Consider the following 25,974-nt stretch of genomic DNA (forward strand, 5'->3'; position numbering starts at 1 on the left):
ATCAATAAGATGGTCAGGGACAAGAATAAAAATCAGGCGCGAGGTTTCACATGCCATCAGCCGATTCAGTCTTCGACTATGTGGTCGTCGGTGCCGGTCCAGCCGGTTGCTTGCTGGCCAACCGCTTGTCCGCCGACCCGTCCTGCCGCGTGCTGCTGCTCGAAGCGGGTGGCCGCGACAACTACCCCTGGATTCACATTCCCGTCGGTTACCTCTACTGCATCGGCAACCCACGCACCGACTGGTGCTTCAAGACCGAGGCGCAGCCAGGCTTGGGTGGACGCAGCCTGGGGTATCCCCGGGGCAAGGTGTTGGGTGGGTGCTCCTCGATCAACGGCATGATCTACATGCGCGGCCAGGCAGCCGACTACGACCGCTGGGCCGAACAAGGCAATGACGGCTGGGCGTGGAAGGATGTGTTGCCGTTGTTCAAGGCCAGCGAGTGTCACTTCGCCGGTGCCAGCGACAGCCATGGCGCCGAGGGCGAATGGCGTGTCGAACAGCAGCGCTACAGCTGGCCGATCCTCGATGCCTTCCGCGATGCGGCCGAGCAGAGCGGCATCGCCAAGGTGGCGGATTTCAATACCGGCGACAACGCAGGTTGTGGATACTTTCAGGTCAATCAACGCAGCGGTGTGCGTTGGAACGCCTCCAAGGCCTTCCTCCGGCCGGTGCAAGGGCGTCCGAACCTCACGGTGCTCACCGGTGTTCAGGTCGACCAGATCATCCTCGAAAATGCTCGGGCCTCAGCGGTCAAGGCCCGCTGGCAAGGGACCTGGCAGGCATTCAAGGCGCGCCGGGAGATCATTCTGTGCGCCGGTTCGGTCGGCTCGCCTGGCATCCTGCAGCGCTCTGGCATCGGGCCGCGCAAGTTGCTCGAGGGGTTGGGCATCGGGGTTCGTCATGAGCTGCCGGGTGTGGGCGGCAACCTGCAGGACCACCTGCAACTGCGCCTGATCTACCAGATCCGCAACACCCGCACGCTCAATCAGATGGCCAACAGTCTATGGGGCAAGATGGGCATGGGCCTGCGCTACCTCTATGACCGCAGTGGCCCGTTGGCCATGGCGCCAAGCCAGCTGGGTGCCTTCGTGCGTTCGGGCCCTGAGCAGGCCACCGCCAACCTGCAATACCACGTACAACCCTTGTCGCTGGAGCGCTTCGGCGAGCCGCTGCACCGCTTCCCGGCGTTCACCGCCTCGGTGTGCAACCTGCGCCCGGTCAGCCGTGGGCGCATCGATATCCGCAGCGCGGACATGCTTGCTGCGCCATTGATCGATCCCAATTACCTGAGTGATCCGCAAGACCTCAAAGTCGCCGCCGATGCCATTCGCATCACTCGGCGCATCGTTCAGGCCCCTGCCCTGGCAGCATTCGATCCGCGTGAGTACCTGCCAGGCCCGGCACTGCAGACTGAACAACAATTGCACGAGGCTGCCGGCAAGATCGGCACCACTATCTTCCATCCCGTGGGCACCTGCCGCATGGGCAGCGGCCCACTGGACGTTGTGGATAACCAGCTGCGCGTTCATGGCGTGCCGGGCCTTCGGGTAGCCGATGCCTCGATCATGCCGCAGATCGTTTCGGGCAATACCTGCTCACCCACGTTGATGATCGCCGAGAAGGCGGCGCAACTGATCCTCAAGGGGGCTCTCACTCAGACCAACCTCAGCGACACCGCGATACCGACGCCCTGACCCGGGTGCGTGCAACACCGGCGGCTTGCGGTCAGAGGCCGCCGACAGTGGAAAACAACAATAATCACTGTGGCCTGCGGGCCGAGGACAGCAACGATGTCGGATTACATCCAAGAGCAAGGTACGGCTGCCAGCACGGTCAGCCGACGTGAGGAACGTAAGATCATTTTCGCGTCATCCCTCGGGACGGTGTTCGAGTGGTATGACTTTTTTCTCTATGGCGCATTGGCGGCGGTGATCAGCAAGCAGTTTTTTGCAGGGGTCAACGACACCACGGCGTTCATCTTCGCGCTTATGGCCTTTGCAGCCGGCTTTCTGGTCCGCCCGTTCGGCGCGCTGGTCTTCGGCCGCCTGGGTGACATGATCGGGCGCAAGTACACCTTCCTGGTGACCATCGTGCTGATGGGCCTGTCGACCTTCGCCGTTGGTCTATTGCCCACCTATGCCAGCATCGGCATCGCCGCACCCATCATCTTGGTGGTGCTGCGCATGCTTCAGGGCCTGGCTCTGGGCGGTGAGTATGGCGGCGCAGCAACCTACGTCGCCGAGCACGCACCGCCTGGCAAGCGTGGTTTTCATACCGGGTTCATCCAGTCCACCGCAACGCTTGGTTTGCTGCTTTCGCTGGTCGTCGTGCTGGGCAGCCGCTACATCAGTGGTGACCAATTCGAGGCTTGGGGCTGGCGGTTGCCATTCCTGTTGTCGATCTTCCTGCTGGCGATCTCCACGTGGATCCGCATGAGCATGGAAGAGTCGCCCGCCTTCGTGAAGATGAAGGCCCAAGGCAAGGTCAGCAAATCGCCGATCCGCGAATCTTTCACCTCCTGGCCGAACCTCAAGGTCGTGTTGACCGCTCTGTTCAGTATCAACGCCGGCCAGGCCGTGACCTTCTACACGGCGCAGTTCTATGTGCTGTTCTTCCTGACCCAGATGCTCAAGATGGACCCGGCCCAGGCCAATACCCTGCTGATCATCAGCGTGGTGATTGGTGCGCCGTTCTTCGTGTTCTTCGGCTGGTTGTCCGACCGAGTGGGGCGTAAGCCGATCCTGATGATCGGCCTGCTACTGGCCACGGTGCTGTACTTCCCGATGTTCAAGGCCCTGAGCCACTACGCCAACCCACAGATCGACGCGGCCAGCCGGCAGGCGCCGATCGTCGTCACGGCCGATCCACAAGGCTGCACATTCCAGTTCGACCCGGTGGGCAAGGCTCGTTTCGACAGCCCTTGCGACAAGGTCAAGACGTTCCTGGTCAAGCAAGGCCTGCCGTACAGCTCGGTGGATGCGCCAGCGGGATCTGCGGTGCAGGTCTCCATCGGCGAGCAGCGCATCGATGGGTTTGACGAGGCGGCCATGCGCTCGGCCATCGAGCAGGCTGGCTACCCGGCCAAGGCGGATCCCGCGAGCGTCAACCAGGTGATGGTGGTGGTGCTGATCGTCGCCATGATCCTGATTGCCACCATGACCTATGGGCCTCTGGCGGCAGTAATGGTCGAGCTGTTCCCGACCCGCATCCGCTACACCTCCATGTCCCTGCCGTATCACATTGGCAATGGCTGGTTCGGTGGCTTCCTGCCGACCGTGTCGTTCGCCTTGGTGGTGTACACCGGGGATATCTTCTATGGGCTGTGGTACCCGGTGCTGATTACCGGGGTGAGTCTGGTGGTGGGGTTGTTCTGCCTGAAAGAGACCAAGGATGTGGATATCGACAAGGTCTAGTGCCTGGCCTTGGTCGCGCGCAGGGTAGTTTGTGGGAGCGGGTTTATCCGCTCCCGCAAGTCTTCACGCTATCAGCGGTGCTGCGGACACAAAAAAACCGGCGTAAAAGCCGGTTTTTTTATGCTGCGAAAAAACTTATGCACGATTTCCAAGAAAAGGTCATACAAAGAAATAAGCTTTTAAATCAATCACTTAAGTAGTATTTCGAGGTAATGATCCAAAACTTGCTCACAAGTTATCCACAGATCGTCAAACATTGTGTTCCGCCTGGCTTTCCGCCACCGGCGGCAGCGATCCCATGGCCCGCTGTGCCGCCTCGTTCCAGGCCTGGGCGCGGTCGTTGAGCTCTGCGATCGCCCGCGGGCCAGTGCCCACCGGGTACATCGGCTCGCCGATCACCACTTCGATGGTCCCCGGGCGCTTGCTCCAACCTTCACGTGGCCAGAACTTGCCTGCATTGTGCGCGATCGGCAGCACCGGCAGCCCGGCATTCACCGCCAGGGCGGTGCCGCCTCGGGAAAACTTTCCGATCTGTCCGTGGGGGACCCGGGTGCCCTCGGGGAAGATCAGTACCCACACGCCCTGCTTGAGCAGCTCGTCGCCCTTGCTGGCGACTTGGCGCAGGGCCTCCTTTGGGTTTTTCCGGTCGATGGCGATCGGGCGAAGCATCGCCATTGCCCACCCAAAGAACGGCACGTACAGCAGCTCACGCTTGAGCACCTGGCTCAGCGGCGAAAAATAGGCGGACAGGAAGAACGTCTCCCAGGTGCTCTGGTGGTTGGACAGAATCACGCAGGGCTCCTTGGGCACATTCTCGGCGCCGGTGACCTTGTAGCGAATGCCCAAGATCACCCGTGCCAGGAATACGGCGCAGCGGCACCAGTAAACATTGATGAACCGGTAGCGCTTGTGGAACGGCAGAAACGGTGCGACGAAGAAACTCAGCGAGCACCACAGCAGCGAACTGGTGCCCAACAGCAGGTAAAAAAGAAAGATTCTGATCGCCTGCAGGATCGACATAGTGGCATGTACCGTTGCGGGGCCTGCCCGCCTAAGGAAAAGTGCGCCACAGCGGGCGCACTACTTAAATTAGTTCTCTGGCGATGGCTGCCAGATCGTCGAAAATCAAAGTGTTTTGCGGAACGCCTTTTTCCAGCGTCCTTTGTCCTTTGCCGGTCTTCACCAGCACAGGTTGTGCATCGACGGCCAGGGCGGCCTCCAGGTCACCTTTGCTGTCGCCGACAAACCAGACGCCAGCCAGATCGACCTGATAATGCTCGGCAATCGCCCGCAGCATGCCAGGCTTGGGTTTGCGGCAATCGCAACCGTCGTCCGGGCCGTGCGGGCAATGCACGATGTAACCCACCTCTCCCCCTTGTTCGGCCACTAGCGCGCGCAGGCGTGCATGCATGGCCTCCAGGGTCGCCAGCGGATAATAGCCGCGGGCGATGCCGGACTGGTTGGTGGCCACGGCCACCGTCCAGCCCGCCTTGCTCAACTGCGCGATGGCCTCGATCGAGCCCGGAATGGGAATCCATTCATCCAGCGACTTGATGTAGGCGTCGGAGTCGTGGTTGATCACTCCGTCTCGATCAAGAATCAGCAGTTTCAAGGCTTACCCCAGCAGCGAGATGTCGGCCACGCCCAGGAACAGGCCGCGCAGGCGGCTGAGCAGGGCATAACGGTTGGCGCGGACCTTGGCATCTTCGGCGTTGACCATCACCGCCTCGAAGAAGGCGTCGACCGGATCACGCAGGGCGGCCAGGCGGGCCAGCGACTCGCTGTACTGACGCGCGGCAGCCATCGGTTGCACGGCTTGGTCGGCCTGCTGGATGGCCGAATACAGGGAGAACTCGTTGGCATTGTCGAAGTACTTGGGCTCGACGTGCTCGGCGATGGCGCCTTCGGCTTTGCTCAGCAGGTTCGACACGCGCTTGTTCACCGCGGCCAGGGCTTCGGCTTCAGGCAGCTTGCGGAAGGCCTGCACGGCCTGCACGCGCTGATCGAAGTCCAGGGCAGAGCCCGGCTTGAGGGCTCGCACCGAGAGGTAGGTGGCGACGTCGATGCCTTCGTCTTCGTAGCGCGCGCGCAGGCGGTCGAAGATGAACTCCAGCACCTGCTCGGACAGGCCGGCGGCCTTGACCTTGGCACCGTACTGCTTGACGGCGAACTCGACCGCGGTGGTCAAATCCAGGTCCAGCTGCTTCTCGATCAGGATGCGCAGCACGCCCAGGGCGGCACGGCGCAGCGCGTAGGGGTCCTTGCTGCCGGTCGGCAGCATGCCGATGCCGAAGATGCCGACCAAGGTGTCGAGCTTGTCGGCGATGGCCACGGCGGCACCGGTCAGGGTCTGCGGCAGCTCGGCGCCAGCACCGCGCGGCATGTACTGCTCGTTCAGCGCCAGGGCCACGTCTTCCGGCTCGCCATCGTTCTGGGCGTAGTAGTAGCCGGCAACGCCTTGCATCTCAGGGAATTCGCCGACCATCTCGGTGGCCAGGTCGCACTTGGACAGCAGGCCTGCGCGGCCTGCGCGCTGGGCATTGCCGCCAATCAGCGGAGCGATGAACGCAGCTAGCTTGGAAACGCGCTCGGCCTTGTCGTAGACAGTGCCCAGCTGAGCCTGGAAGACCACGTTCTTCAGGCGCTCGTTGAAGGTTTCCAGCGGCTGTTTCTTGTCCTGCTTGAAGAAGAACTCGGCGTCGGTCAGGCGCGGACGCACGACCTTCTCGTTGCCCAGCACGATCTGCTTCGGATCACGGCTCTCGACGTTGGCCACGGTGATGAAGCGCGGCAGCAGCTTGCCTTCGCTGTCCAACAGGCAGAAGTACTTCTGGTTGTCCTGCATGGTGGTGATCAAGGCTTCCTGCGGCACCTCCAGGAAACGCTCCTCGAAGGAGCACACCAGCGGCACAGGCCATTCGACCAGAGCGGTCACTTCGTCCAGCAGCGCCGGCGGCACGACAGCGGTGCCTTCCTGCTGCATCGCCAGCTCCGCGGTGCGCTTGGCGATGAGCTCGCGACGCTCGGCGAAGTCGGCCAGCACGTAGGCCTTGCGCAGGTCTTCGACGTAGTTGGCCGGGGTGGTGATGACCACGTTTTCCGGGTGGTGGAAGCGGTGGCCACGGGATTCGCGACCGGCTTTCTGGGCCAGGAGGGTGCATTCGACGACCTGGTCACCGAGCAGCATTACCAACCACTGGGTCGGACGCACGAACTCTTCACGGCTGGCGCCCCAGTGCATGCGCTTGGGGATCGGCAGATCGTTGAGCGAGTCTTCGACAATGGTTGGCAGCAGGCTGGCGGTGGCCTTGCCTGGAATGTGCTGCGAGAAGCGCAGCTTGGCACCGCTCTGGTCGATCTCAGCCAGGTCGACGCCGCATTTCTTGGCGAAGCCCAGGGCGGCCTGGGTCGGGTTGCCCTCGGCGTCGAAGGCGGCCTGGCGGGGCGGGCCGTCGATGTTGATGCTGCGGTCAGGCTGCTGCACGTCCAGCTGGCGGATCAGCACGGCCAGACGGCGCGGGGCAGCATAGACCTGCTTGCCGGTGTAGTTCAGGCCGGCGGCCTGCAGGCCTTTCTCGATGCCGGCCAGGAAGGCGTCGCCGAGGCTGGCGAGGGCCTTCGGTGGCAGCTCTTCGGTGCCCAGTTCGACCAGAAAATCTTGAGCACTCATTGTGCAGCCTCCAGCTTAGCCAACACTTCGTCACGCAGTTCAGGGGTCGCCATCGGGAAGCCCAGGCGTGCGCGGGCTTGCAGATAGCTTTGCGCCACGTCCCGGGCCAGGGTACGCACGCGCAGGATGTAGCGCTGACGCTCGGTCACCGAGATGGCGCGGCGGGCGTCGAGCAGGTTGAAGGTGTGGGACGCCTTCAGGACCATTTCGTAGGTCGGCAGCGGCAGGTCCAGCTTGATCAGGCGGTTGGCTTCGCTTTCGTAGAAGTCGAACAGCTCGAACAGTTTCTCGACGTTGGCGTGCTCGAAGTTGTAAGTCGACTGCTCCACTTCGTTCTGGTGGAACACGTCGCCATAGGTGACCTTGCCGAACGGGCCGTCGGCCCAGACCAGGTCATAGACCGAGTCCACGCCCTGGATGTACATGGCCAGACGCTCCAGGCCATAGGTGATTTCACCGGTAACGGGGAAGCACTCGATGCCACCGACCTGCTGGAAGTAGGTGAACTGGGTCACTTCCATGCCGTTGAGCCAGATTTCCCAACCCAGGCCCCAGGCGCCGAGGGTCGGCGATTCCCAGTTGTCTTCGACGAAACGGATGTCGTGGACCAGCGGGTCCAGGCCGATCGCCTTCAGCGAGCCGAGGTACAGCTCCTGGAAGTTGGCCGGGTTCGGCTTGAGCACCACCTGGAACTGGTAGTAATGCTGCAGGCGGTTGGGGTTTTCGCCATACCGTCCGTCGGTTGGGCGACGGCTAGGCTGCACATAGGCGGCGTTCCAGGTTTCCGGGCCGACGGCGCGCAGGAAAGTGGCGGTATGGAAAGTGCCGGCGCCTACTTCCATATCGTAGGGCTGAAGCACCACACAACCTTGCTCCGCCCAGTATTGCTGCAGGGCGAGGATGAGGTCTTGGAAGGTACGCACGGCTGGCGTAGGCTGGCTCACGAAATTCACCTGTATCTGGGGATGCGGATGTAAAGAGCGGGAGTATAACCCGATTCGCCTCGCCCTCTACCCATGGAATGGAGCCTTATGCCACGCTGCTTCTGGTGTACCGACGATCCGTTGTACCAGGCCTATCACGACCAGGAGTGGGGAACGCCTCAGCGTGACCCGGCGTTGCTCTTCGAGATGCTTTTACTCGAAGGGTTCCAGGCCGGGCTTTCGTGGATCACGGTATTGAAGAAACGCGAGCGCTACCGCGAGGTACTGCATGGCTTCGACCCGGTGAAGCTGTCACAGATGAGCGACGAGCGGATCGAAGAGCTGATGCTCGACGCGGGGATCATCCGCAATCGCCTCAAGCTCAAGGCCGCGCGGCGCAATGCCCAGGCCTGGCTGGCTGTGGATAACCCGGCCGAGTGGTTGTGGTCGTTCGTCGGTGGCGCGCCCAGGATCAACCACTTCAAGACGCGCGGCGAGGTGCCAGCGGTTACCGACGAGGCCCGGGCCATGAGCAAGGCCCTGCAGAAGGCCGGCTTCACGTTCGTCGGGCCGACCATCTGCTACGCCTTCATGCAGGCCACCGGCATGGTCATGGACCACACCACCGACTGTGATCGCTACGCCGCGTTGCTGCGCTGAAGCGTTACAATGCCCGCCTTGCAGAAATAAGGAATCCGGCTGTGGAAAAATTCAAAGGCGCCCTGATGGTCGGGGTGCTGCGACTGTTCGCCAAGCTGCCCTGGGGCGCAGTGCAGCGGGTCGGCGCGGGTATCGGCTGGCTCATGTGGAAGATCCCCAACGGTTCGCGCAATGTGGTGCGCATCAACCTGGCCAAGTGCTTCCCGGAAATGAACCCGGCCGAGCGCGAGCAACTCGTGGGCCGTGCACTGAAGGACATCGGCAAGTCCTTCGTCGAAAGCGCCTGCGCCTGGATCTGGCCTCCCCAGCGCTCGCTGGAGCTGATCAAGGAAGTCCATGGCCTGGAGGTGCTGGAGCAGGCCCTGGCCTCGGGCAAGGGCGTTGTGGGCATCACCAGTCACTTGGGCAATTGGGAGGTGTTGAACCACTTCTATTGCAGCCAGTGCAAACCGATCATCTTCTACCGCCCACCCAAGCTCAAAGCTGTGGATGATCTGCTGCGCGAGCAGCGGGTGCAGATGGGTAACCGCGTGGCGCCTTCGACCAAGGAAGGCATCCTCAGCGTGATCAAGGAAGTGCGTCGGGGCGGTCAGGTGGGAATTCCGGCCGACCCGGAGCCGGCCGAGTCCGCTGGAGTGTTCGTGCCATTTCTCGGCACCCAGGCGTTGACCAGCAAGTTCGTGCCCAACATGCTGGCGGGCGGCAAGGCGGTAGGCGTGTTCCTGCATGCGCTGCGTCTGCCGGATGGCTCTGGCTTCAAGGTGTTCCTGGAAGCTGCGCCCGAGGAGATGTACAGCGAGGATGTGACCGTGGCGGCCGCCGCCATGAGCAAGGTCGTCGAGCGTTACGTACGCGAGTATCCAAGCCAGTACATGTGGAGCATGAAGCGCTTCAAGAAGCGTCCGGCGGGCGAAGCGCGCTGGTATTGAGTTATCCACCGCCGCTGGAACAGGCTCCATACAACTCTGCCTGTTTCAGCAGGGCCCCTGTGGGAGCGGGTTTACCCGCCCCCATAGGGACCGCGTCAACCTGCTGCCTTGTCGAGTTTCTTCAGGAACACCGCCATCTCCTTCTCGGCCTGCTTGTCCCCGTGGGCCTGCGCCGCCGCGATCCCCTCTTCCCAGGCCTTGCGCGCCGCCGCCAGGTCGCCCTGTAGCTGGTAGGCCTTGCCCAGCAGCTTCCAGGCCGCCGAGTACTTCGGATCGTGCTCCACGCAGCGCGCCAAGTGCACCGCCGCCTCGGCACCGTTGCCTTCATCGAGCCACGCCTTGCCCAGGCCAAAGCGTAGCAGGGCGTTATCCACACCCTTGGCCAACATCTTTTCCAGCGATTCGCGCATGCCGTTTTCTCCCTAGAAGAAACTCAGGCCGACGTGGAACAGCTTTTCCACGTCACGGATGTGCTTTTTATCCACAACGAACAGGATCACATGATCACCCGCTTCGATCACTGTGTCGTCGTGGGCGATCAGCACTTGCTCGTCGCGGATGATCGCGCCGATGGTCGTGCCTGGCGGTAGGGCGATGTCTTCGATGGCCTTGCCGATCACTTTGCTCGACTTGGCATCGCCATGCGCGACCGCCTCGATGGCCTCCGCCGCGCCCCTGCGCAGCGAGTGCACGCTGACGATGTCGCCGCGGCGCACGTGGGCCAACAGCGTACCGATGGTAGCCAGCTGCGGGCTGATGGCGATGTCGATATCGCCGCCCTGGACCAGGTCGACATAGGCCGGGTTGTTGATGATGGTCATCACCTTGCGTGCACCCAGGCGCTTGGCCAGCAACGAGGACATGATATTGGCCTCATCGTCGTTGGTCAGGGCCAGGAAGATGTCGGCGTCGGCGATGTTCTCCTCGAGCATCAGGTCCTTGTCCGAGGCGCTGCCTTGCAGCACCACGGTGCTTTCCAGGGTGTCGGAGAGATGGCGGCAGCGGGTCGGGCTCATCTCGATGATCTTCACCTGGTAACGGCTCTCGATGGCCTCGGCCAAGCGTTCGCCGATCTGCCCGCCCCCGGCGATGACCACGCGCTTGTTGCTTTCATCGATGCGGCGCAGCTCGCCCATCACCGCGCGGATGTCCTTGCGCGCGGCAATGAAGAAGACTTCGTCATCGGCTTCGATCACCGTATCGCCTCGCGGCGTGATGGGGCGGTCGCGACGGAAGATGGCCGCCACACGGGTATCGACGTTGGGCATGTGGGCGCGGATCTGGCGCAGCTGCTGGCCCACCAGTGGGCCGCCGTAGTAGGCCTTGACCGCCACCAGTTGCGCCTTGCCGTCGGCGAAGTCGATCACCTGCAGGGAGCCGGGGTGCTCGATCAGGCGTTTGATGTAGTTGGTCACCACCTGTTCCGGGCTGATCAGCACATCCACCGGGATGTGGTCGTTGTCGAACAGCTCTTCACGAGTCAGGTAGGCCGACTCGCGCACCCGGGCGATCTTGGTCGGGGTGTGGAACAGCGAATAGGCCACCTGGCAGGCGACCATGTTGGTCTCGTCGCTGTTGGTTACCGCCACCAGCATGTCGGCGTCGTCGGCACCGGCCTGGCGCAGCACCGTAGGCAGCGAGCCGCGGCCTTGCACGGTGCGGATGTCCAGGCGGTCGCCCAGGTCGCGCAGGCGGTCGCCGTCGGTGTCGACCACGGTGATGTCGTTGGCTTCGCTGGCCAGGTGCTCTGCCAGCGTGCCGCCCACCTGCCCTGCGCCGAGGATGATGATCTTCATCCGCTACTCCTAGTCCTTGTGCTTATCCGCGCGAGGCGGCGATCTTGATCAGCTTGGCATAGTAGAAGCCGTCGTGGCCGCCCTCCTGGGCCAGCAGCTGGCGGCCGTGGGGCTGGCGCAGGCCGGCCTCGAGTGCCAGGTCCAGCTCGCGGGCACCGGGGGTGCGGGCGAGGAAGGCCTCGATCACTTCGGTGTTTTCGGTCGGCAGGCTCGAACAGGTGGCGTAGACCAGCATGCCGCCGACTTCGAGGGTCGGCCACAGGGCATCGAGCAGCTCGCCTTGCAGCGCGGCCAGGGCCGGGATGTCGTCAGCCTGGCGGGTCAGCTTGATGTCCGGGTGGCGACGGATGACGCCGGTGGCCGAGCAGGGCGCGTCGAGCAGGATGCGCTGGAACGGCTTGCCGTCCCACCAACTGGCGGTGTCGCGGGCATCGCAGGCGATCAGCTGGGCGTCCAGCTGCAGGCGGTCGAGGTTCTCGCGCACCCGCGCCAGGCGCTTGGCTTCCAGGTCGATGGCGACCACTTCGGCCAACCCGGCTTCGGCTTCGAGCAGGTGGCAGGTCTTGCCGCCCGGGGCGCAGCAGGCGTCCAGCACACGCTGGCCGGGCGCCAGTTCCATGAGGTCGGCGGCCAGTTGCGCGGCCTCGTCCTGCACGCTGACCCAGCCCTCGGCAAAGCCTGGCAGGCCGCGCACGTCACAGGCTTCGGCCAGCAGGATGCCATCGCGACTGTATTGGCAAGGGCTGGCGCTGATGCCGGCCTCGGTCAATAGCGCCAGGTAGGCGTCACGGCTGTGGTGGCGGCGGTTGACCCGCAGGATCATCGGCGGATGGGCGTTGTTGGCAGCGCAAATCGCTTCCCACTGCTGCGGCCAGAATGCCTTGAGCGCCTTTTGCAGCCATCGTGGGTGAGCGGTGCGCACCACCGGGTCGCGCTCCATGTCGGCGAGCAGTGCCTCGCCTTCACGCTGGGCGCGGCGCAGCACGGCATTGAGCAAGCCTTTGGCCCACGGCTTCTTGAGCTTGTCGGCGCAACCGACGGTTTCGCCAATGGCGGCGTGGGCCGGAATGCGGGTGTAGAACAGCTGGTACAGGCCGACCAGCAGCAAGGCCTGAACATCGGCATCGGCGGCCTTGAAGGGCTTTTGCAGCAGCTGGGCGGCCAACAGATCCAGGCGCGGCTGCCAGCGGGCGGTACCGAAGGCCAGGTCCTGGACCAGGCCGCGATCACGCTCCTCGACCTTGTCCAGTTGCGCGGGCAACGAGCTGTTGAGCGAGGCCTTGCCGCTGAGCACGGCGGCCAAGGCACGGGCGGCGGCCAGGCGAGGATTCATTGGCCGAATACCTTACCGCTAGCGAACTTCTCGCGGCGGCTGTTGAACAGGTCGCTGAAGGCCAGCGGCTTGCCGCCCGGCAGTTGCAGGCGGGTCAGGCTCAGGGCGCCTTCGCCGCAGGCGACCACCAGGCCATCCTTGCTGGCGGAAAGGATCTCGCCAGGGTTGCCCTTGCCTGTGGACAACTGCGCAGCCAGGACCTTGACGCTCTCGCCGTCCAGGGTGCTGTGGCACACCGGCCACGGGTTGAAAGCGCGGATCAGACGCTCCAGCTCGATGGCTGGGCGTTTCCAGTCGATGCGTGCTTCGTCTTTGTTCAGCTTGTGGGCGTAGGTGGCCAGAGCGTCATCCTGAACCTCACCTTGCAAGCTGCCGTCTGCCAGGCCTGCAATGGCCTGCACCACGGCGCCTGGGCCCATCTGGGCGAGGCGGTCGTGCAGGGTGCCGCCGGTGTCCTCGGCGCTGATCGGGGTCACGACCTTGAGCAGCATGGGGCCGGTGTCCAGGCCGGCCTCCATGCGCATCACGGTCACGCCGCTTTCGGCATCGCCGGCTTCGACTGCCCGCTGGATAGGCGCGGCGCCGCGCCAGCGCGGCAGCAGAGAGGCGTGGCTGTTGATGCAGCCCAGGCGCGGGATATCCAGCACCACCTGAGGCAGGATCAAGCCGTAGGCGACTACCACCATCAGGTCTGGCTTGAGCGCGGCAAGCTCCGCCTGGGCCTCGGCGTTGCGCAGGCTCTGCGGTTGGTACACCGGGATGGCGTTTTCAACGGCCAGCTGCTTGACCGCCGAGGGCATGAGTTTCTGGCCACGGCCAGCCGGACGGTCGGGCTGGGTGTAGACGGCCACCACTTCGTAGGGGCTGTCGAGCAGGGCTTTGAGGTGTTCGGCGGCAAACTCTGGGGTGCCTGCGAAGACGATGCGCATGGAGTTCTCGCTTTGAAAAAGAAAAAGGCTTGCCGAAGCAAGCCTTCTGGAAGGTGGGGATCAGGCTTGCTGGCGGTGCTGCTTTTCCAGCTTCTTCTTGATCCGGTCGCGTTTGAGCTGTGACAGGTAGTCGACGAACAGCTTGCCGTTGAGGTGATCGAACTCGTGTTGCACGCACACTGCCAGCAGGCCTTCGCATTCCAGCTCGAACGGCTTGCCGTCGCGGTCCTGGGCCTTGACCCGTACACGCAGGGGACGGTCGACGTTCTCGTAGAAGCCCGGCACCGACAGGCAGCCTTCCTGGTACTGGCCCATGTCGTGGGTCAGCTCTTCGACGCTGGGGTTGATGAAGACGCGCGGCTCGCTGCGGTCTTCGCTGAGGTCCATGACCACGACCTGCTTGTGCACATTGACCTGGGTGGCGGCCAGGCCGATGCCAGGGGCTTCGTACATGGTTTCAAACATGTCGTCGATCAGCTGACGCAGGGCGTCGTCGAACTCCGTCACCGGTTTGGCGATGGTGCGCAGGCGCGGGTCCGGGAATTCGAGAATGTTCAAGATGGCCATAAGGTCAGGCAGTCACTGTGCGTTCGGTTGAAAACTGAGCACACATAATAAAGGGAATCGGGGCATTCGGCACCTGGCAAAGCTCGGCTAGGGTGTGAAAGGACTGCATCAGGTCCATTCCATGGACAGCTTGTCAAAGTATTATCAACAAAGTTATCCACAGGTTGTGCCACGTGGATGACCCCTTGCCGATCAAGGATGATCCGCCATGAACATGCCTGTTGTGCCCGCCTGTCCACCTGCCGAACTCGAGGCGCGTCTGCGTTTGCATCAGCTGCCCGAGGTGGGCCCGCGACGTTTCCACGCCCTGATCGATGCCTTCGGCGATGCCGCTTCGGCCCTCACAGCTCCCGCCAGCGCTTGGCGTGCGCTGGGCTTGCCGGCGGCCTGTGCCGAGGCCCGTCGCAGCGCCGAAGTTCGTGACGGCGCTGCCGCCGCAATGGCCTGGCTAGAGCGTCCGGGCCAGCATTTGCTGATGTGGGACGCCCCTTCGTATCCCGCGCTGCTTGCTGAGACGGACACAGCCCCGCCGCTGCTCTTCGTGGCCGGCGACCCTACATTGCTCGAGCGGCCGCAGCTGGCCGTCGTCGGCAGTCGCCGCGCAACGCCGCCTGCGCTGGACACCGCCAAGGCATTTTCCCGGTGTCTTGCCCAGGCCGGTTTCACCATCACCAGCGGGTTGGCTCTGGGGGTCGATGGTGCCGCTCATCGGGCGGCATTGCAGGCCGGTGGGCACACCATCGGCGTGCTCGGCACGGGTCTGCAAAAACTTTATCCACAGCGCCATCGCGAGCTGGCCCGGGACATGATCGAAGCTGGCAGTGCGCTGGTGTCGGAGTTTCCCTTGGATGCCAATCCGCATGCCGCGAATTTTCCCCGACGCAACCGGATCATCAGCGGTCTGTCGCTAGGAGTGCTAGTGGTCGAGGCGAGTCTGGCCAGTGGTTCGCTGATCACCGCGCGACTGGCGGCCGAGCAAGGCCGGGAGGTGTACGCCATTCCCGGTTCGATCCACCACCCCGGCTCCAAGGGCTGCCATCAGCTGATCCGCGACGGTGCGTTGCTGGTTGAAAGCGTTGAGCAGATCCTCGACAGCCTCAAAGGCTGGCAAAACCTGCCTCCAGCACCTGTGGAACACTCGGACCACCCATTGCTCGCCCTGCTGCATGCCGCGCCCCAGACCAGCGAAGCCCTGGCCCACAGCAGCGGGCAGCCCCTGGCCCAGGTGCTGGCCAGCCTCACGGAACTGGAGCTGGGTGGGCGGGTGAGCAACGAAGCTGGGCGTTGGTTTGCCCGAAACAGCTAACTAAGTACACTGCGCATCAGGCTTAAATGCGGAGAGACAAAATGGTGAGCAGTTGGCGTGTGCAACAAGCCGCACGTGAGATTCGGGCAGGTGCGGTCATCGCCTATCCGACAGAAGCGGTCTGGGGCTTGGGCTGCGACCCATGGAACGAGGACGCGGTGTATCGCCTGCTGGCGCTCAAGTCGCGGCCTGTGGATAAAGGGCTGATTCTGGTCGCTGACAACATTCGACAGTTCGATTTCCTGTTCGAGGATTTTCCACAGGACTGGATCGACCGCATGGGCAGTACTTGGCCTGGGCCGAACACCTGGCTGGTACCGCACCAGGACCTGTTGCCTGAATGGGTGACCGGGATGCACGACACCGTAGCCCTGCGGGTCAGCGATCACCCCTTGGTGCGCGAGCTGTGCGCGCTGGTCGGGCCGCTGATTTCCACCTCGTGCAACCCAGGCGGGCGCCCGGCGGCCAAGAGCCGGTTGCGGGTGGAGCAGTATTTCCATGGCCAATTGGACCTGGTGCTCGGCGGAGCGCTGGGTGGGCGAAAGAATCCGAGCGTGATTCGCGACCTGGTGACAGGCGAGGTCGTTCGGGCCGGCTGACCCAGGGAGGGCCCGGCGATGGATCGCCACGCGGCCCTTAGGTATTGCAGGACTTTTCTGATTTCCTCCGCCCGGCTGTCCAGCTGGAATTTAGGGAAATACCCTACCTATCCGTCAGCTGCCGTCACCTTCCGGCAGGGAACCCATGCCTCTAGGCTCCAGACCGTCGCCAAATAACTTGGTGATCGGGTGTGGTAACCCGGCAGTCTAGGTTCTCCGTGGCAGTCCATGGCGGCTGTGCGCGGGAGGCTTTCGAGCCTGCCGGATTGGGAACCGCCGGTTTACCACCCTGCGTACAGCTGCCACCTAATTCGTGTGGTAACGGATTGAGTGCTGGCGCCAACAGGTAGGTTCCCATGAAAAAGCTTGTCCCTGATCCACCTCTACCCAACACCACATCTCGCCCTTTCGGCCGCTGCGACGCCGGTCATCCTCCCCTCTTCTCCACAAACCGTGACATCTCTGCCCACGACGCCCTCGTCCACGTAGCGCTTTACCTGCGCTGCGCCTACGAGACTGGCCTGCAGGCACTCGAACACCTGCACGAGTCAGGCCGCGGCATGTACTGGTCGAACCTGCACGCGATTGAAATGGCAGAGGGCTTGGTGGAGGCGATGCTCGATGGCATCGAGTCGGCGCCGGCAACCATCAGGACCGCCGGCTAAGCGGTGGGCGCTGTGGGAGCGGGTAAAACCGCTCCCCACCGGTGGCGTTCTGAATCAACCCACCGCGTAACGGCCTCGGATCAGGGCAGCAGCACAGTCGAGCCAACGGTTCTGCGTGCCGACAGCTCCGTCTGGGCCTTGGCCGCTTCGCTCAGCGGATACCGCTGCTGGATATCCACAACCAACTTGCCGCTGCTGATCATGCCGAACAAGTCGTCGGCCATGGCCTGGGTGTTCTCGGCATTGTTGGCGTAGCTACCCAAGGTCGGGCGGGTCACGTACAGCGAGCCCTTCTGCGAGAGGATCCCAAGGTTCACCCCGGTCACTGCGCCCGACGCGTTGCCGAAACTCACCATCAAGCCGCGTGGACGCAGGCAGTCCAGCGAAGTGAGCCAGGTGTCGGCGCCCACACCGTCATAGACCACCGCGCACTTCTGGCCGTCGGTCAGCTCCAGCACGTGCTTGGCCACGTCCTCATGGCTGTAATCGATGGTCGCCCAGGCGCCCAGAGCCTTGGCGCGTTCGGCTTTTTCGGCGGAACTGACCGTGCCGATCAGCTTGGCACCCAGGGCTTTCGCCCACTGGCAGGCCAATGAGCCCACGCCACCGGCAGCAGCATGGAACAGGATGAAATCGCCCGGTTGCACGGCGTAGGTCTGCTTGAGCAGGTATTGGGTGGTCAGGCCCTTGAGCATCACTGCGGCGGCTTGTTCGAAGCTGATGGCCTCCGGCAACATGACCACGTTGGCCTCTGGCAGGGTGTGCACCTCGCTATAGGCGCCCAGCGGCCCGCCGGCATAAGCCACGCGATCGCCCACTTTCAGCCGGCTGACGCCTTCGCCGACCGCGTCGATCACGCCGGCAGCTTCGGTGCCCAGGCCTGAGGGCAGCGCGGGCGGCGCGTACAGGCCGCTGCGAAAATAGGTGTCGATGAAGTTCAGCCCGATCGCGTGGTTGCGCACGCGGACCTGTTGCGGGCCCGGAGGAGCGGGTTCGAACTCGACCAGCTGCAGGACTTCCGGGCCGCCGTGCTGGTTGAACTGGATACGCTTGGCCATCTCACACTCCGTTGTCTGGGAATCGGGAAGACCTTCTATCGGACGCCTTTGCTTGATCGCCGTCAACTGCGGCGTAGCTTGCGCCGATGGTATGCTAGCCGGCACATTTTTCCGCTCCTTCCAGGTGACCCGATGACCAGCCGCACCGAGGCCGTGAAAGCCTACCTGCTCGACCTGCAAGACCGCATCTGCTCTGCCCTCGAAAACGAAGACGGCGGCGCCCGCTTCGTCGAGGATGCCTGGGTGCGCGAAGCCGGGGGCGGTGGCCGCACGCGGGTGATCGGTGAAGGCAAGGTGATCGAAAAGGGTGGTGTTAACTTCTCCCACGTGTTCGGTGCCGGCCTGCCGCCATCGGCCAGTGCGCATCGCCCGGAACTGGCGGGCCGTGGCTTCGAGGCGTTGGGCGTGTCGCTGGTGATCCACCCGCACAACCCACATGTGCCTACCTCCCACGCCAACGTTCGGTTCTTCATCGCCGAGAAGGAAGGCGAGGAGCCGGTGTGGTGGTTCGGCGGTGGTTTCGACCTGACGCCTTACTACGGCAACGAAGAAGACTGCATCCACTGGCACCGGGTCGCCGAGCAGGCCTGCGCGCCGTTCGGCGCCGATGTGTACCCGCGCTACAAGGCCTGGTGCGACCGGTACTTCCACCTCAAGCACCGGGGCGAGCCACGGGGCATTGGCGGGCTGTTCTTCGATGACCTGAACGAGTGGGACTTCGACACCTGCTTCGCCTTCCTGCGCGCCATCGGCGATGCCTACATCGAGGCCTACCTGCCGATCGTCCAGCGCCGCAAGGCCACGCCGTACACCCCCGCACAGCGCGAGTTCCAAGAGTTCCGCCGGGGGCGTTATGTGGAATTCAACCTGGTCTACGACCGCGGCACCTTGTTCGGCCTGCAATCGGGCGGTCGCACCGAGTCGATTCTCATGTCGCTGCCGCCGCAGGTCCGCTGGGGCTATGACTGGAAACCCGAGCCGGGCAGCGAGGAAGCGCGCCTGACCGAGTACTTCCTGCAGGACCGTGACTGGCTCAATCAGTAAGCCTGTGGATAACGAGGAGTTCCCATGGACCAATACGTCGTTTTCGGTAACCCCATCGGCCACAGCAAGTCGCCGTTGATCCACCGCCTGTTCGCCGACCAGACCGGCCAGGACTTGGAATACAGCACACTGCTGGCCCCGCTGGATGATTTCAGCGATTGCGCCCGCGGCTTCTTCAAGCAAGGCGCGGGGGCCAACGTCACCGTGCCGTTCAAGGAAGAAGCCTTCCGCCTGTGCGACAGCCTCACGCCAAGGGCCCAGCGTGCAGGTGCCGTGAACACCTTGAGCAAACTGGCCGACGGCACGCTGCAGGGCGACAACACCGATGGCGCCGGCCTGGTGCGGGACCTGACGGTCAATGCCGGCGTGGAGCTTGCCGGCAAGCGCATCCTGATTCTTGGTGCCGGTGGTGCGGTGCGCGGCGTGTTGCAGCCAATTTTGGCGCATCACCCGCAGTCGCTGGTGATCGCCAACCGCACGGTGGAAAAAGCCGAGCAACTGGCCCGGGAGTTCGATGACCTGGGGCCGGTGGTGGCCAGTGGTTTTGCCTGGTTGCAGGAGCCGGTGGACCTGATCATCAATGCCACCTCGGCGAGCCTGGCGGGTGAGTTGCCGCCGATTGCCGACAGCTTGGTCGAGCCGGGGCGCACGGTCTGCTACGACATGATGTATGGCAAGGAGCCGACGCCGTTCTGCCAGTGGGCCACCCGGTTGGGCGCGGCCAAGGTGCTCGATGGGCTGGGGATGCTGGCCGAGCAGGCGGCCGAGGCGTTCTTCACCTGGCGTGGGGTGCGGCCGGATACGGCACCTGTGCTGGATGAGCTCCGGCGGCAGTTGGCGCGAGGCTGACAGAGTTGGGCCGCACAGCGGCCCTCATCACTCTTCGAAGCGGATCGGGCACAGCGCGGCGCCTTCAAGCTTTTGCAATTCTTCGATCACCTGCGGCCTGGCACGATGCAAGGTGAGGCTCCCGCCATTACGCTTCAGTCGCCGTGCTTCGCGGTGCAGCATGTCCACCCCTGAGTAGTCGATGAAATTGATCTGCCGAGCGTCGATCACGACCTGCGGCCCTTGGCAGCGTTGCAGGCGTACCTGAAGATAATGAGCGGCGCCGAAGAAGATCGACCCCCCTACCCGCAGCACATCGATCCCCCCTTCCCGGCTCTGTTGCACCCGTGGCCGCGAGGTGCGCTTGAGATAGAAGAACAGCGATGCCAGCACGCCCGCATAGATCGCGGTCTGCAATTCCAGCAGCAAAGTGGCGGCGGCAGTCAACGCCATGACGAGAAACTCCGAGCGGCTGACCCGAAACAGCGAGCGGATGGCCCGGTGATCCACCAACCCCCAACAGATCAGCAGAATGCTGCCGGCCATGGCTGGAATCGGCAGGTGTGCGATCAGCCCGGCGCCGGTGACGGCGAACAGGGCCACCCACAATGCCGAGAACACCCCGGCCAATGGCGAACGGGCGCCTGCGTCGTAGCTCAAGCCTGAGCGGGTGAACGAGCCCGATGACAGATAACCGGAAAACAGCGCGCCGACCATGTTCGACAGGCCCTGGGCACGGATCTCCTGATTGGCGTCGATCAACTGCTCGGAGCGCGCCGACAACGACCGGGCAATCGACAGGCTGGTCACCAGCCCGAGCATGCCCACCGCCACGGCGCTGGGCAGCAGGCGCAGGATCAGTTCCAAATCCAGCCGCGGCAACGGGCTCAAGGGCGGCAACTGGCCAACGAAGGCAGGCACCCTGGGCACGTGACCAAAGACGCTCGGCAGCAGCCAGGCAATGACGCTGACCACCACCAGGCTGATCAACAGGCTGGGCCAGCGTGGGCGCCAGAGCTTGAGCACTACACCGATCAGCAGGGTCGCCAGGCCCAGGGCCAGCGACGGCAGGTCGACCTCGCCGGCATGGTTGAGCAAGTCCTGCAATGTGCGCAGCGCCGTGGCCTGGCTGGGTAGGTCCATGCCCATGAGGTTGGGCAACTGACCGAGGGCGATCACCACCGCAGCGCCCAAGGTGAACCCGAGCACCACGGAGTGGGAGACGAAATTGACCAGCGCGCCGAAACGCAGCATCCCCAGCAATAGCTGGAACACGCCGCCTAGGAAGGTCAGCAGCAGCACCAAGGTGATGTAATCGTCGCTACCAGCCACGGCAAGCGGGCTGATGCTGGCGTAAAGCACGATGGAGATGGCTGCGGTCGGGCCGCAGATCAGGTGCCAGGACGAGCCCCACAGGCAGGCCACCAGCACCGGCACGATGGCGGCGTACAGGCCATATTCGGCGGGCAGGCCGGCGATCAGGGCGTAGGCGATCGATTGCGGCAGCGCGAGGATCGCGCCGCTGAGGCCCACCAGCAGGTCCTGGCGCAGGCTGCGGCCCGATTGACGGGGGAGCCAAGTGAGGAAGGGCAGCAGGTGGCTCAGGTGGGGCATGGGGAGTACAGATTCCTGGAGATTTTTCACCAGCCCTGTGGGCGCGGGTATACCCGTGTCCACAGGGGTTATGTGTCGCTCAGCGGATCAAAGTCTAGCTTTTACAGCCTCTTGGGCATCCCCACCTTCTTTGGTGGTCACCCCGGCCAGCCAAGTGTTCAACGATTCTGGATGCGCCTTCACCCAGGCCTTGGCCGCTTCATCGAAACTCACCTTCTTGTCCACAACCTCGGCCATGATGCTGTTTTCCATCTCCAGACTGAAGCGCAGGTTGCCCAGCAGTTTCGCTGCATTTGGGCAGGCCTGTGGATAACCCTTGCGCACCAGGGTGTACACCTCCCCCTTATCGCCGAACCACTGCTCGCCGCCGGTCAAATAATGCATCTTGAGCTTCACGTTCATCGGGTGCGGTGTCCAGCCGAGGAAGGTGATGAACTGTTTTTTCTGCACCGCACGCTGGACCTGAGCCAGCATCGCCTGTTCGCTGGATTCGACGAGCTTCCACTGCCCCAGGCCGAAGGCGTTCTTGCCGATGATTTCTTTGAGCGACAGGTTGGCCGGTGCCCCGGAGCCGATGCCGTAGAGCTTGTTGCCGAACGCGTCGGCATGTTTTTGCAGGTCAGCGAAGTCTTTCACGCCGGCCTCCCAGACGTAATCCGGCACCGCGAGGGTGAATTGCGTACCTTCAAGGTTGCGCGCCAGACGCTGCACGTCGCCGTTGGCGACGAACTTGTCGTGAAAGCCCTGCTGCGCGGGCATCCAGTTGCCTAGGAAGGCATCCACCTGGCCGTCCTTGAGGCCGCCGAAGATGATCGGTACGGCCAGGTTGTCGATCTTCACCTGGTAGCCGAGGCTCTCCAGGAGCAGGCGGGCCACGGCATTGGTGGAGGCGATGTCGCTCCAGCCGGGGTCGGCCATTTTGACGGTGGTGCATTGGCTATCGCTGTCGGCGTGGGCGGGGATGGCGGTCAGGCCCAGGGCCAGGGCGATCAGGGCGGTGGAGAACTTCTTCATGGCGGTCTCTCTGCTCAATCCAGGGGTGCGGGCTGTGGATAACGTGCCTTGCGCTCGAGGTCGTCGAGATCGATGTGGTTGCGCATGTACTGTTGGCTGGCGTCCACCCAGGGTTGGTGGTCCCAGCTTTTGAGCTTGCCGATGGAAAGCGCCTCTGCCACCAGACGACGACGGCGCTGGCTGGCCAGCACTTGCTGGCGCAGGACGGGAATGTCCCAGCGTTGGCGGGCTTGATCGACAAATGCCTGCAGCAGCGCCTGATGATCCGGGCTGCCGGTGAGGTTCTCCCGCTCGTGCGGGTCGCGGCTCAGGTCATAGAGTAGACATGGGTCGTCCTCGCTGTACACGAACTTGTATGGGCCTCGGCGGATCATCATCAGCGGGCCGACGGTGCCCTCGGCCATGTATTCGCCGATCACCTCGTCATGCCCACCCTGCCCTTGCAGGTGCCCGACCAGGGAGCGGCCATCCAAGTGCAGGGCTGGTTCGACTGCGCCACCAGCCAGCTCCACCAGGGTTGGTAACAGGTCACAGGTGGAGACGTTGGCGCTGATCCGCGCCGGGGCGAAGCGTTTGGGCGCGTGCACCAGAAGTGGCACCCGGGCCGACATCTCGAACCAGTGCATCTTGTACCAGAGCCCGCGCTCGCCAAGCATGTCGCCGTGGTCACCGGAAAACACGATCAGGGTGTCCTCGGCCAGGTCGCATTCCTCCAGGGTCTGCAGGAGCTTGCCGATGTTGTCGTCGATATAGCTGCAGGCGCCGAAATAGGCGCGGCGGGCATCGCGGACCTTGTGCGGCGGCAGGGGTTTGTCCCACAGGTCATAGACCTTGAGCAGGCGTTGGGAGTGCGGGTCCTGCTCGTCTTGGGCAATGGTTGCAAGCGGCATGGGGATATCCACACCGTCGTACAGATCCCAGTAGTGCTTGGGAATCGTGTAGGGATCATGGGGGTGCGTCATGGAGACGGTCAGGCAGAACGGCCGGCCGTCGCCCTCGCGAACATGGTCGTAGAGATACTGGCGGGCCTTGAACACCACCTCTTCATCGAAATCCAGTTGGTTGGTGCGCACGCAGGGCCCGGCCTGCAGTACCGAGGACATGTTGTGGTACCAGCTCGGGCGCAGGTCGGGTGCGTCCCAGTTCACGGCCCAACCGTAGTCGGCCGGGTAGATGTCGCTGGTCAGTCGTTCTTCGTAGCCGTGCAGTTGGTCTGGCCCACAGAAATGCATCTTGCCAGAGAGCGCGGTGCGATAGCCCAGGCGACGCAGGTAATGAGCATAAGTGGGCACGTCGGCTGGGAAATCCGCAGCGTTGTCGTAGGCACCAATGCGGCTGGGCAGTTGCCCGCTGACCAGGGTGAAGCGCGAGGGTGCGCACAGCGGGCTGTTGCAGTACGCAGCGTCGAACACTACCGCCTGTTCGGCCAGGCGGCTCAAGTGCGGCATCTTGATGGGGGATGAGCTGTAGATGGGCAGCAAGGGCGCGGCCATCTGGTCGGCCATGATGAACAGGATGTTGGGTCGCTTCATGGGGGCCTTCCATCGTTGGAGGTTATGGGAACCGCTTGAGATCGAGGATGCGACTGTGGATAACATGGGTAAAGCCCATGCCGGGCAATGAGTGGGATTAGCTACGCTTATGTTTGAGCACCTCGCTGACGTTTCTCTGGATACCTTGCGGGTCTTCGAGGCTGCCGCCCGGTTGCGAGGCTTTACCGCTGCGGCATTGGAGTTGGGCACTACGCAGCCGGCGGTGAGCCAGCAGGTCAAGCGCCTTGAGGCCCAGTTGGGCACGCGCCTGTTCGACCGGATCTACCGGGGAATTGAGTTGACCGAGACCGGCCAGGCGCTGTTCGAGCAGATTCACCAAGCGTTGCTGGCGATGGACGACGGCATCGCCCAGGCCAGTGGGCGCGGCCAGCGCGAAGTGTTGCAGGTGGCCACCGACTTCGCCTTTGCGGCCTTTTGGCTGATGCCACGGTTGCCGCGCTTCCATGAGGCTTATCCACAGGTGGACGTCAGCCTGGTGACCGGTGAGCGTAGTCAGGCCATGCTGCGTCCGGACATCGACGTGGCGGTGCTGTTTGGCGATGGCCGTTTTCACCAGGGCGAGAGCCGCTGGCTGTTCGACGAAGAGGTCTTCCCTGTCTGCAGCCCCAACCTGATGCGTGGCAAACCCGCGTCAGCCGAGGCTTTGCAACGATTACCCCTGCTTCATCTGCGCGGTGAACAGGCCAGTCGCTGGTTCGATTGGACGGGGGTCTTTCGAGGGTTCGGTCTGCACAGTCCACCCCCGCCTGGGCAGATGCGTTTCGACAATTACACGCTGTTGATCCAGGCGGCGATTGCCGGCCAAGGTGTGGCGATCGGTTGGCGACATTTGGTGGATGGGCTGGTGGACCAAGGGCTATTGTGCCGGCCGCTCGAAGGCAGTTTGCGCTCGACGCGCGGGTATTACGTGGTATTGCCGCCGCGCAAGCGGCGTGGGGCGTTGATCCAGCGGTTCGTGGATTGGCTGGAGCAGGAGCGAGGGCTGTGATGCCACGGGCGCTGCTTTGCGGCCCAGCGCAGGCAGCCCCGCGTTCTAGAGCACGAAGTTCACGTGCTCGCCCTGATGCAGATTCAACTCGAGGGCATCGACCATCCCTGCCGCAATCCGCGCCAATCGCTGCAAAGGCCCGGCCAGTCCGGGCTCCAGGGTTCCATCGAGGTTGCGGAAATGCTCGATGCCCAGGCCTGGCATCTCTTCAGGGGCGTTGATCAGCGTCCAGCGCAGCGCGCTGCGTTGTAGTTGATCGACGATCTGGTCTGCGCACGCCCGTTGCGCTTCGCTGTGCCCGGCCGGCTTGTCCAGCACATCGAAATCGCCCACCAGCAACAGCCGGCGTATAGTCGTACGCGAAAGGCCTGCCACCAGGGCTTCGGCCATTTGCCGTTGCGCAGGCAGATCGTCTGGCGCCAGCGCTGAAAGCAAGGCGATCACCGCCGAGCCTCCGGCCACGCTCTGTTCGGCCTGGTGCTTGTCACCTAGCGCGCCTCGCTTGAAGTGCAGCCCAGGACGCGGTGCGTGACGGTTAAGGTCATCGACCACCGCGGTGACCTCGTGCTGGCGCGACAGCAGCTCGACGATCAATGCACTGCCCAGGCTGCTTTCGGCACCGAACAGAACCAGTTTGAACACTGGAGTCTCGGCATTTTTCACAGGATCGCTCCCCTTCGCTGGCCAGTGATCCTTTGACCTCATTTGGGAGTAATCGTGCAAAGGATCAAGGGTTATCACGCCCACGTGTATTACGACGCAGCGACGATGGAGCAGGCCCGGGCGCTGTGCGAGGAAGCGGCGCGGCTGTTTCCCGTGACTATGGGGCGCATGCACCAGAAGCCGGTCGGGCCGCATCCGGACTGGAGCTGCCAGCTGGCCTTCGGGCCGGAAGTGGTGGGCGTGGTGTTGCCGTGGTTGGCGCTGTATCGCAAGGGGTTGGTGGTGTTCCTGCATCCGCTGACGGGGGATGAGCTGGCGGATCACCGGGATCATGCGATCTGGATGGGGGCCGTGCGGCCACTGGACTTGTCGATATTCGAATGAAAGGGCCGCTTTGCGGCCCATCGCAGGCTATCGCC

The 25,974-nt window shown here is 63.5% G+C and carries 25 protein-coding genes; 11 read left to right on the forward strand and 14 right to left on the reverse strand.

Annotation, left to right across the window (positions count from 1 at the left end; all coding sequences use genetic code 11):
- Window positions 1–50 precede the first annotated feature (50 nt).
- Window positions 51–1,697: a GMC family oxidoreductase gene (locus R6G97_RS02210; RefSeq protein ID WP_317847743.1), complete on the forward strand. Its 1,647-nt coding sequence runs from the start codon at window positions 51–53 to the stop codon at window positions 1,695–1,697.
- A 96-nt stretch (window positions 1,698–1,793) separates the two neighbouring features.
- A complete protein-coding gene (locus R6G97_RS02215) occupies window positions 1,794–3,416 on the forward strand; it encodes an MFS transporter (protein ID WP_043207576.1) in 1,623 nt (540 codons plus the stop codon).
- A gap of 249 nt (window positions 3,417–3,665) precedes the next feature.
- Here R6G97_RS02215 and R6G97_RS02220 read toward each other — a convergent pair whose 3' ends face one another.
- From R6G97_RS02220 to glyQ, 4 genes are all read right to left on the reverse strand, one after another.
- Window positions 3,666–4,436: a lysophospholipid acyltransferase family protein gene (locus tag R6G97_RS02220; RefSeq protein ID WP_317847744.1), complete on the reverse strand. Its 771-nt coding sequence runs from the start codon at window positions 4,434–4,436 to the stop codon at window positions 3,666–3,668.
- Window positions 4,437–4,500: 64 nt separating this feature from the next.
- Window positions 4,501–5,028: a D-glycero-beta-D-manno-heptose 1,7-bisphosphate 7-phosphatase gene (gmhB, locus tag R6G97_RS02225; RefSeq protein WP_043207580.1), complete on the reverse strand. Its 528-nt coding sequence runs from the start codon at window positions 5,026–5,028 to the stop codon at window positions 4,501–4,503.
- A 3-nt stretch (window positions 5,029–5,031) separates the two neighbouring features.
- On the reverse strand, window positions 5,032–7,086 hold the full coding sequence (glyS, locus tag R6G97_RS02230; protein ID WP_043207582.1) for a glycine--tRNA ligase subunit beta: 2,055 nt from the start codon (window positions 7,084–7,086) through the stop codon (window positions 5,032–5,034).
- Window positions 7,083–8,030 carry a glycine--tRNA ligase subunit alpha gene (gene glyQ, locus R6G97_RS02235; protein WP_043207584.1) on the reverse strand — a complete coding sequence of 316 codons (948 nt, stop codon included), beginning with the start codon at window positions 8,028–8,030 and terminating at the stop codon, window positions 7,083–7,085. The genes glyS and glyQ overlap by 4 nt, the downstream gene beginning before the upstream one ends.
- Before the next feature lie 87 nt (window positions 8,031–8,117).
- Here glyQ and R6G97_RS02240 point away from each other — a divergent pair, with 87 nt between their 5' ends.
- Together R6G97_RS02240 and R6G97_RS02245 are read left to right on the forward strand one after the other, a co-directional pair.
- Window positions 8,118–8,669 carry a DNA-3-methyladenine glycosylase I gene (locus R6G97_RS02240; protein WP_043207586.1) on the forward strand — a complete coding sequence of 184 codons (552 nt, stop codon included), beginning with the start codon at window positions 8,118–8,120 and terminating at the stop codon, window positions 8,667–8,669.
- Between the two features lie 41 nt (window positions 8,670–8,710).
- A complete protein-coding gene (locus tag R6G97_RS02245; protein WP_043207587.1) occupies window positions 8,711–9,598 on the forward strand; it encodes a lysophospholipid acyltransferase in 888 nt (295 codons plus the stop codon).
- Window positions 9,599–9,693: 95 nt separating this feature from the next.
- Here the strand turns inward: R6G97_RS02245 and R6G97_RS02250 are convergent, their stop codons facing one another.
- The 5 genes from R6G97_RS02250 to def are packed head-to-tail and all read right to left on the reverse strand — an operon-like array spanning window position 9,694 to window position 14,223.
- Window positions 9,694–10,008 (reverse strand): tetratricopeptide repeat protein, encoded by a 315-nt coding sequence (locus R6G97_RS02250; protein ID WP_043207591.1) that lies wholly within the window; start codon window positions 10,006–10,008, stop codon window positions 9,694–9,696.
- Window positions 10,009–10,020: 12 nt separating this feature from the next.
- A complete protein-coding gene (trkA, locus tag R6G97_RS02255) occupies window positions 10,021–11,394 on the reverse strand; it encodes a Trk system potassium transporter TrkA (RefSeq protein WP_043207594.1) in 1,374 nt (457 codons plus the stop codon).
- 22 nt (window positions 11,395–11,416) lie between these two features.
- Entirely contained in the window at window positions 11,417–12,727 is a 1,311-nt protein-coding gene (gene rsmB / locus R6G97_RS02260) for a 16S rRNA (cytosine(967)-C(5))-methyltransferase RsmB (RefSeq protein WP_317847745.1), read from the reverse strand.
- Window positions 12,724–13,656: a methionyl-tRNA formyltransferase gene (gene fmt, locus R6G97_RS02265; RefSeq protein ID WP_317847746.1), complete on the reverse strand. Its 933-nt coding sequence runs from the start codon at window positions 13,654–13,656 to the stop codon at window positions 12,724–12,726. Before fmt ends, rsmB begins: the two co-directional genes overlap by 4 nt.
- Window positions 13,657–13,716: 60 nt before the next feature.
- Complete coding sequence (gene def / locus R6G97_RS02270) at window positions 13,717–14,223, reverse strand: peptide deformylase (RefSeq protein WP_016394290.1); 507 nt, start codon at window positions 14,221–14,223, stop codon at window positions 13,717–13,719.
- Between the two features lie 208 nt (window positions 14,224–14,431).
- Between def and dprA the strand changes: the two genes are divergently transcribed.
- The 3 genes from dprA (at window position 14,432) to R6G97_RS02285 (ending at window position 16,793) form a co-directional block, all read left to right on the forward strand.
- On the forward strand, window positions 14,432–15,529 hold the full coding sequence (gene dprA / locus R6G97_RS02275; RefSeq protein WP_435602022.1) for a DNA-processing protein DprA: 1,098 nt from the start codon (window positions 14,432–14,434) through the stop codon (window positions 15,527–15,529).
- Between the two features lie 41 nt (window positions 15,530–15,570).
- Window positions 15,571–16,128, forward strand: a complete 558-nt coding sequence (locus R6G97_RS02280; protein ID WP_043207599.1) for an L-threonylcarbamoyladenylate synthase — start codon at window positions 15,571–15,573, stop codon at window positions 16,126–16,128.
- A gap of 356 nt (window positions 16,129–16,484) precedes the next feature.
- Window positions 16,485–16,793 carry a hypothetical protein gene (locus R6G97_RS02285; protein WP_043207602.1) on the forward strand — a complete coding sequence of 103 codons (309 nt, stop codon included), beginning with the start codon at window positions 16,485–16,487 and terminating at the stop codon, window positions 16,791–16,793.
- Window positions 16,794–16,873: 80 nt separating this feature from the next.
- Here R6G97_RS02285 and R6G97_RS02290 read toward each other — a convergent pair whose 3' ends face one another.
- Window positions 16,874–17,851 (reverse strand): NADPH:quinone reductase, encoded by a 978-nt coding sequence (locus R6G97_RS02290; protein ID WP_317847747.1) that lies wholly within the window; start codon window positions 17,849–17,851, stop codon window positions 16,874–16,876.
- 132 nt (window positions 17,852–17,983) lie between these two features.
- On the opposite strand from R6G97_RS02290, the gene hemF reads away from it, so the two are divergent.
- Window positions 17,984–18,895, forward strand: coding sequence for an oxygen-dependent coproporphyrinogen oxidase (gene hemF / locus R6G97_RS02295; protein ID WP_043207607.1), 912 nt, complete (start codon window positions 17,984–17,986; stop codon window positions 18,893–18,895).
- A 24-nt stretch (window positions 18,896–18,919) separates the two neighbouring features.
- On the forward strand, window positions 18,920–19,744 hold the full coding sequence (gene aroE / locus R6G97_RS02300) for a shikimate dehydrogenase (protein WP_070575653.1): 825 nt from the start codon (window positions 18,920–18,922) through the stop codon (window positions 19,742–19,744).
- Between the two features lie 27 nt (window positions 19,745–19,771).
- Here aroE and R6G97_RS02305 read toward each other — a convergent pair whose 3' ends face one another.
- The 3 genes from R6G97_RS02305 to betC form a co-directional block, all read right to left on the reverse strand.
- Window positions 19,772–21,337, reverse strand: coding sequence for a SulP family inorganic anion transporter (locus R6G97_RS02305; protein ID WP_317847748.1), 1,566 nt, complete (start codon window positions 21,335–21,337; stop codon window positions 19,772–19,774).
- Window positions 21,338–21,424: 87 nt separating this feature from the next.
- The gene (gene choX, locus R6G97_RS02310) at window positions 21,425–22,351 is read right to left on the reverse strand and encodes a choline ABC transporter substrate-binding protein (RefSeq protein WP_090344101.1); all 927 of its coding nucleotides are present in this window, start codon (window positions 22,349–22,351) and stop codon (window positions 21,425–21,427) included.
- A 14-nt stretch (window positions 22,352–22,365) separates the two neighbouring features.
- Window positions 22,366–23,883, reverse strand: a complete 1,518-nt coding sequence (betC, locus tag R6G97_RS02315; protein ID WP_090344099.1) for a choline-sulfatase — start codon at window positions 23,881–23,883, stop codon at window positions 22,366–22,368.
- A gap of 109 nt (window positions 23,884–23,992) precedes the next feature.
- Here betC and R6G97_RS02320 point away from each other — a divergent pair, with 109 nt between their 5' ends.
- Window positions 23,993–24,892: a choline sulfate utilization transcriptional regulator gene (locus R6G97_RS02320; protein WP_090344097.1), complete on the forward strand. Its 900-nt coding sequence runs from the start codon at window positions 23,993–23,995 to the stop codon at window positions 24,890–24,892.
- Between the two features lie 45 nt (window positions 24,893–24,937).
- On the opposite strand, the gene R6G97_RS02325 is transcribed toward R6G97_RS02320, so the two are convergent.
- Window positions 24,938–25,555 (reverse strand): NAD(P)-dependent oxidoreductase, encoded by a 618-nt coding sequence (locus R6G97_RS02325; protein ID WP_090344094.1) that lies wholly within the window; start codon window positions 25,553–25,555, stop codon window positions 24,938–24,940.
- A gap of 54 nt (window positions 25,556–25,609) precedes the next feature.
- Here R6G97_RS02325 and R6G97_RS02330 point away from each other — a divergent pair, with 54 nt between their 5' ends.
- Window positions 25,610–25,939 carry a DOPA 4,5-dioxygenase family protein gene (locus R6G97_RS02330; RefSeq protein ID WP_043207625.1) on the forward strand — a complete coding sequence of 110 codons (330 nt, stop codon included), beginning with the start codon at window positions 25,610–25,612 and terminating at the stop codon, window positions 25,937–25,939.
- The last annotated feature ends 35 nt before the right edge of the window (window positions 25,940–25,974 follow it).

Origin of the sequence: Pseudomonas sp. HTZ2 (genome assembly GCF_033173945.1) — a bacterium.
Lineage (GTDB): Bacteria > Pseudomonadota > Gammaproteobacteria > Pseudomonadales > Pseudomonadaceae > Aquipseudomonas > Aquipseudomonas guariconensis.

Bases quoted from the DNA above. Each gene is read 5' to 3' on its own strand.
- R6G97_RS02210 (WP_317847743.1), top strand. From the start codon at position 51: ATGCCATCAGCCGATTCAGTCTTCGACTATGTGGTCGTCGGTGCCGGT.
- R6G97_RS02215 (WP_043207576.1), top strand. From the start codon at position 1,794: ATGTCGGATTACATCCAAGAGCAAGGTACGGCTGCCAGCACGGTCAGC.
- R6G97_RS02220 (WP_317847744.1), bottom strand. From the start codon at position 4,436: ATGTCGATCCTGCAGGCGATCAGAATCTTTCTTTTTTACCTGCTGTTG.
- glyS (WP_043207582.1), bottom strand. From the start codon at position 7,086: ATGAGTGCTCAAGATTTTCTGGTCGAACTGGGCACCGAAGAGCTGCCA.
- R6G97_RS02240 (WP_043207586.1), top strand. From the start codon at position 8,118: ATGCCACGCTGCTTCTGGTGTACCGACGATCCGTTGTACCAGGCCTAT.
- R6G97_RS02250 (WP_043207591.1), bottom strand. From the start codon at position 10,008: ATGCGCGAATCGCTGGAAAAGATGTTGGCCAAGGGTGTGGATAACGCC.
- trkA (WP_043207594.1), bottom strand. From the start codon at position 11,394: ATGAAGATCATCATCCTCGGCGCAGGGCAGGTGGGCGGCACGCTGGCA.
- rsmB (WP_317847745.1), bottom strand. From the start codon at position 12,727: ATGAATCCTCGCCTGGCCGCCGCCCGTGCCTTGGCCGCCGTGCTCAGC.
- fmt (WP_317847746.1), bottom strand. From the start codon at position 13,656: ATGCGCATCGTCTTCGCAGGCACCCCAGAGTTTGCCGCCGAACACCTC.
- def (WP_016394290.1), bottom strand. From the start codon at position 14,223: ATGGCCATCTTGAACATTCTCGAATTCCCGGACCCGCGCCTGCGCACC.
- dprA (WP_435602022.1), top strand. From the start codon at position 14,432: ATGAACATGCCTGTTGTGCCCGCCTGTCCACCTGCCGAACTCGAGGCG.
- R6G97_RS02280 (WP_043207599.1), top strand. From the start codon at position 15,571: ATGGTGAGCAGTTGGCGTGTGCAACAAGCCGCACGTGAGATTCGGGCA.
- R6G97_RS02285 (WP_043207602.1), top strand. From the start codon at position 16,485: ATGAAAAAGCTTGTCCCTGATCCACCTCTACCCAACACCACATCTCGC.
- R6G97_RS02290 (WP_317847747.1), bottom strand. From the start codon at position 17,851: ATGGCCAAGCGTATCCAGTTCAACCAGCACGGCGGCCCGGAAGTCCTG.
- hemF (WP_043207607.1), top strand. From the start codon at position 17,984: ATGACCAGCCGCACCGAGGCCGTGAAAGCCTACCTGCTCGACCTGCAA.
- aroE (WP_070575653.1), top strand. From the start codon at position 18,920: ATGGACCAATACGTCGTTTTCGGTAACCCCATCGGCCACAGCAAGTCG.
- R6G97_RS02305 (WP_317847748.1), bottom strand. From the start codon at position 21,337: ATGCCCCACCTGAGCCACCTGCTGCCCTTCCTCACTTGGCTCCCCCGT.
- choX (WP_090344101.1), bottom strand. From the start codon at position 22,351: ATGAAGAAGTTCTCCACCGCCCTGATCGCCCTGGCCCTGGGCCTGACC.
- betC (WP_090344099.1), bottom strand. From the start codon at position 23,883: ATGAAGCGACCCAACATCCTGTTCATCATGGCCGACCAGATGGCCGCG.
- R6G97_RS02320 (WP_090344097.1), top strand. From the start codon at position 23,993: ATGTTTGAGCACCTCGCTGACGTTTCTCTGGATACCTTGCGGGTCTTC.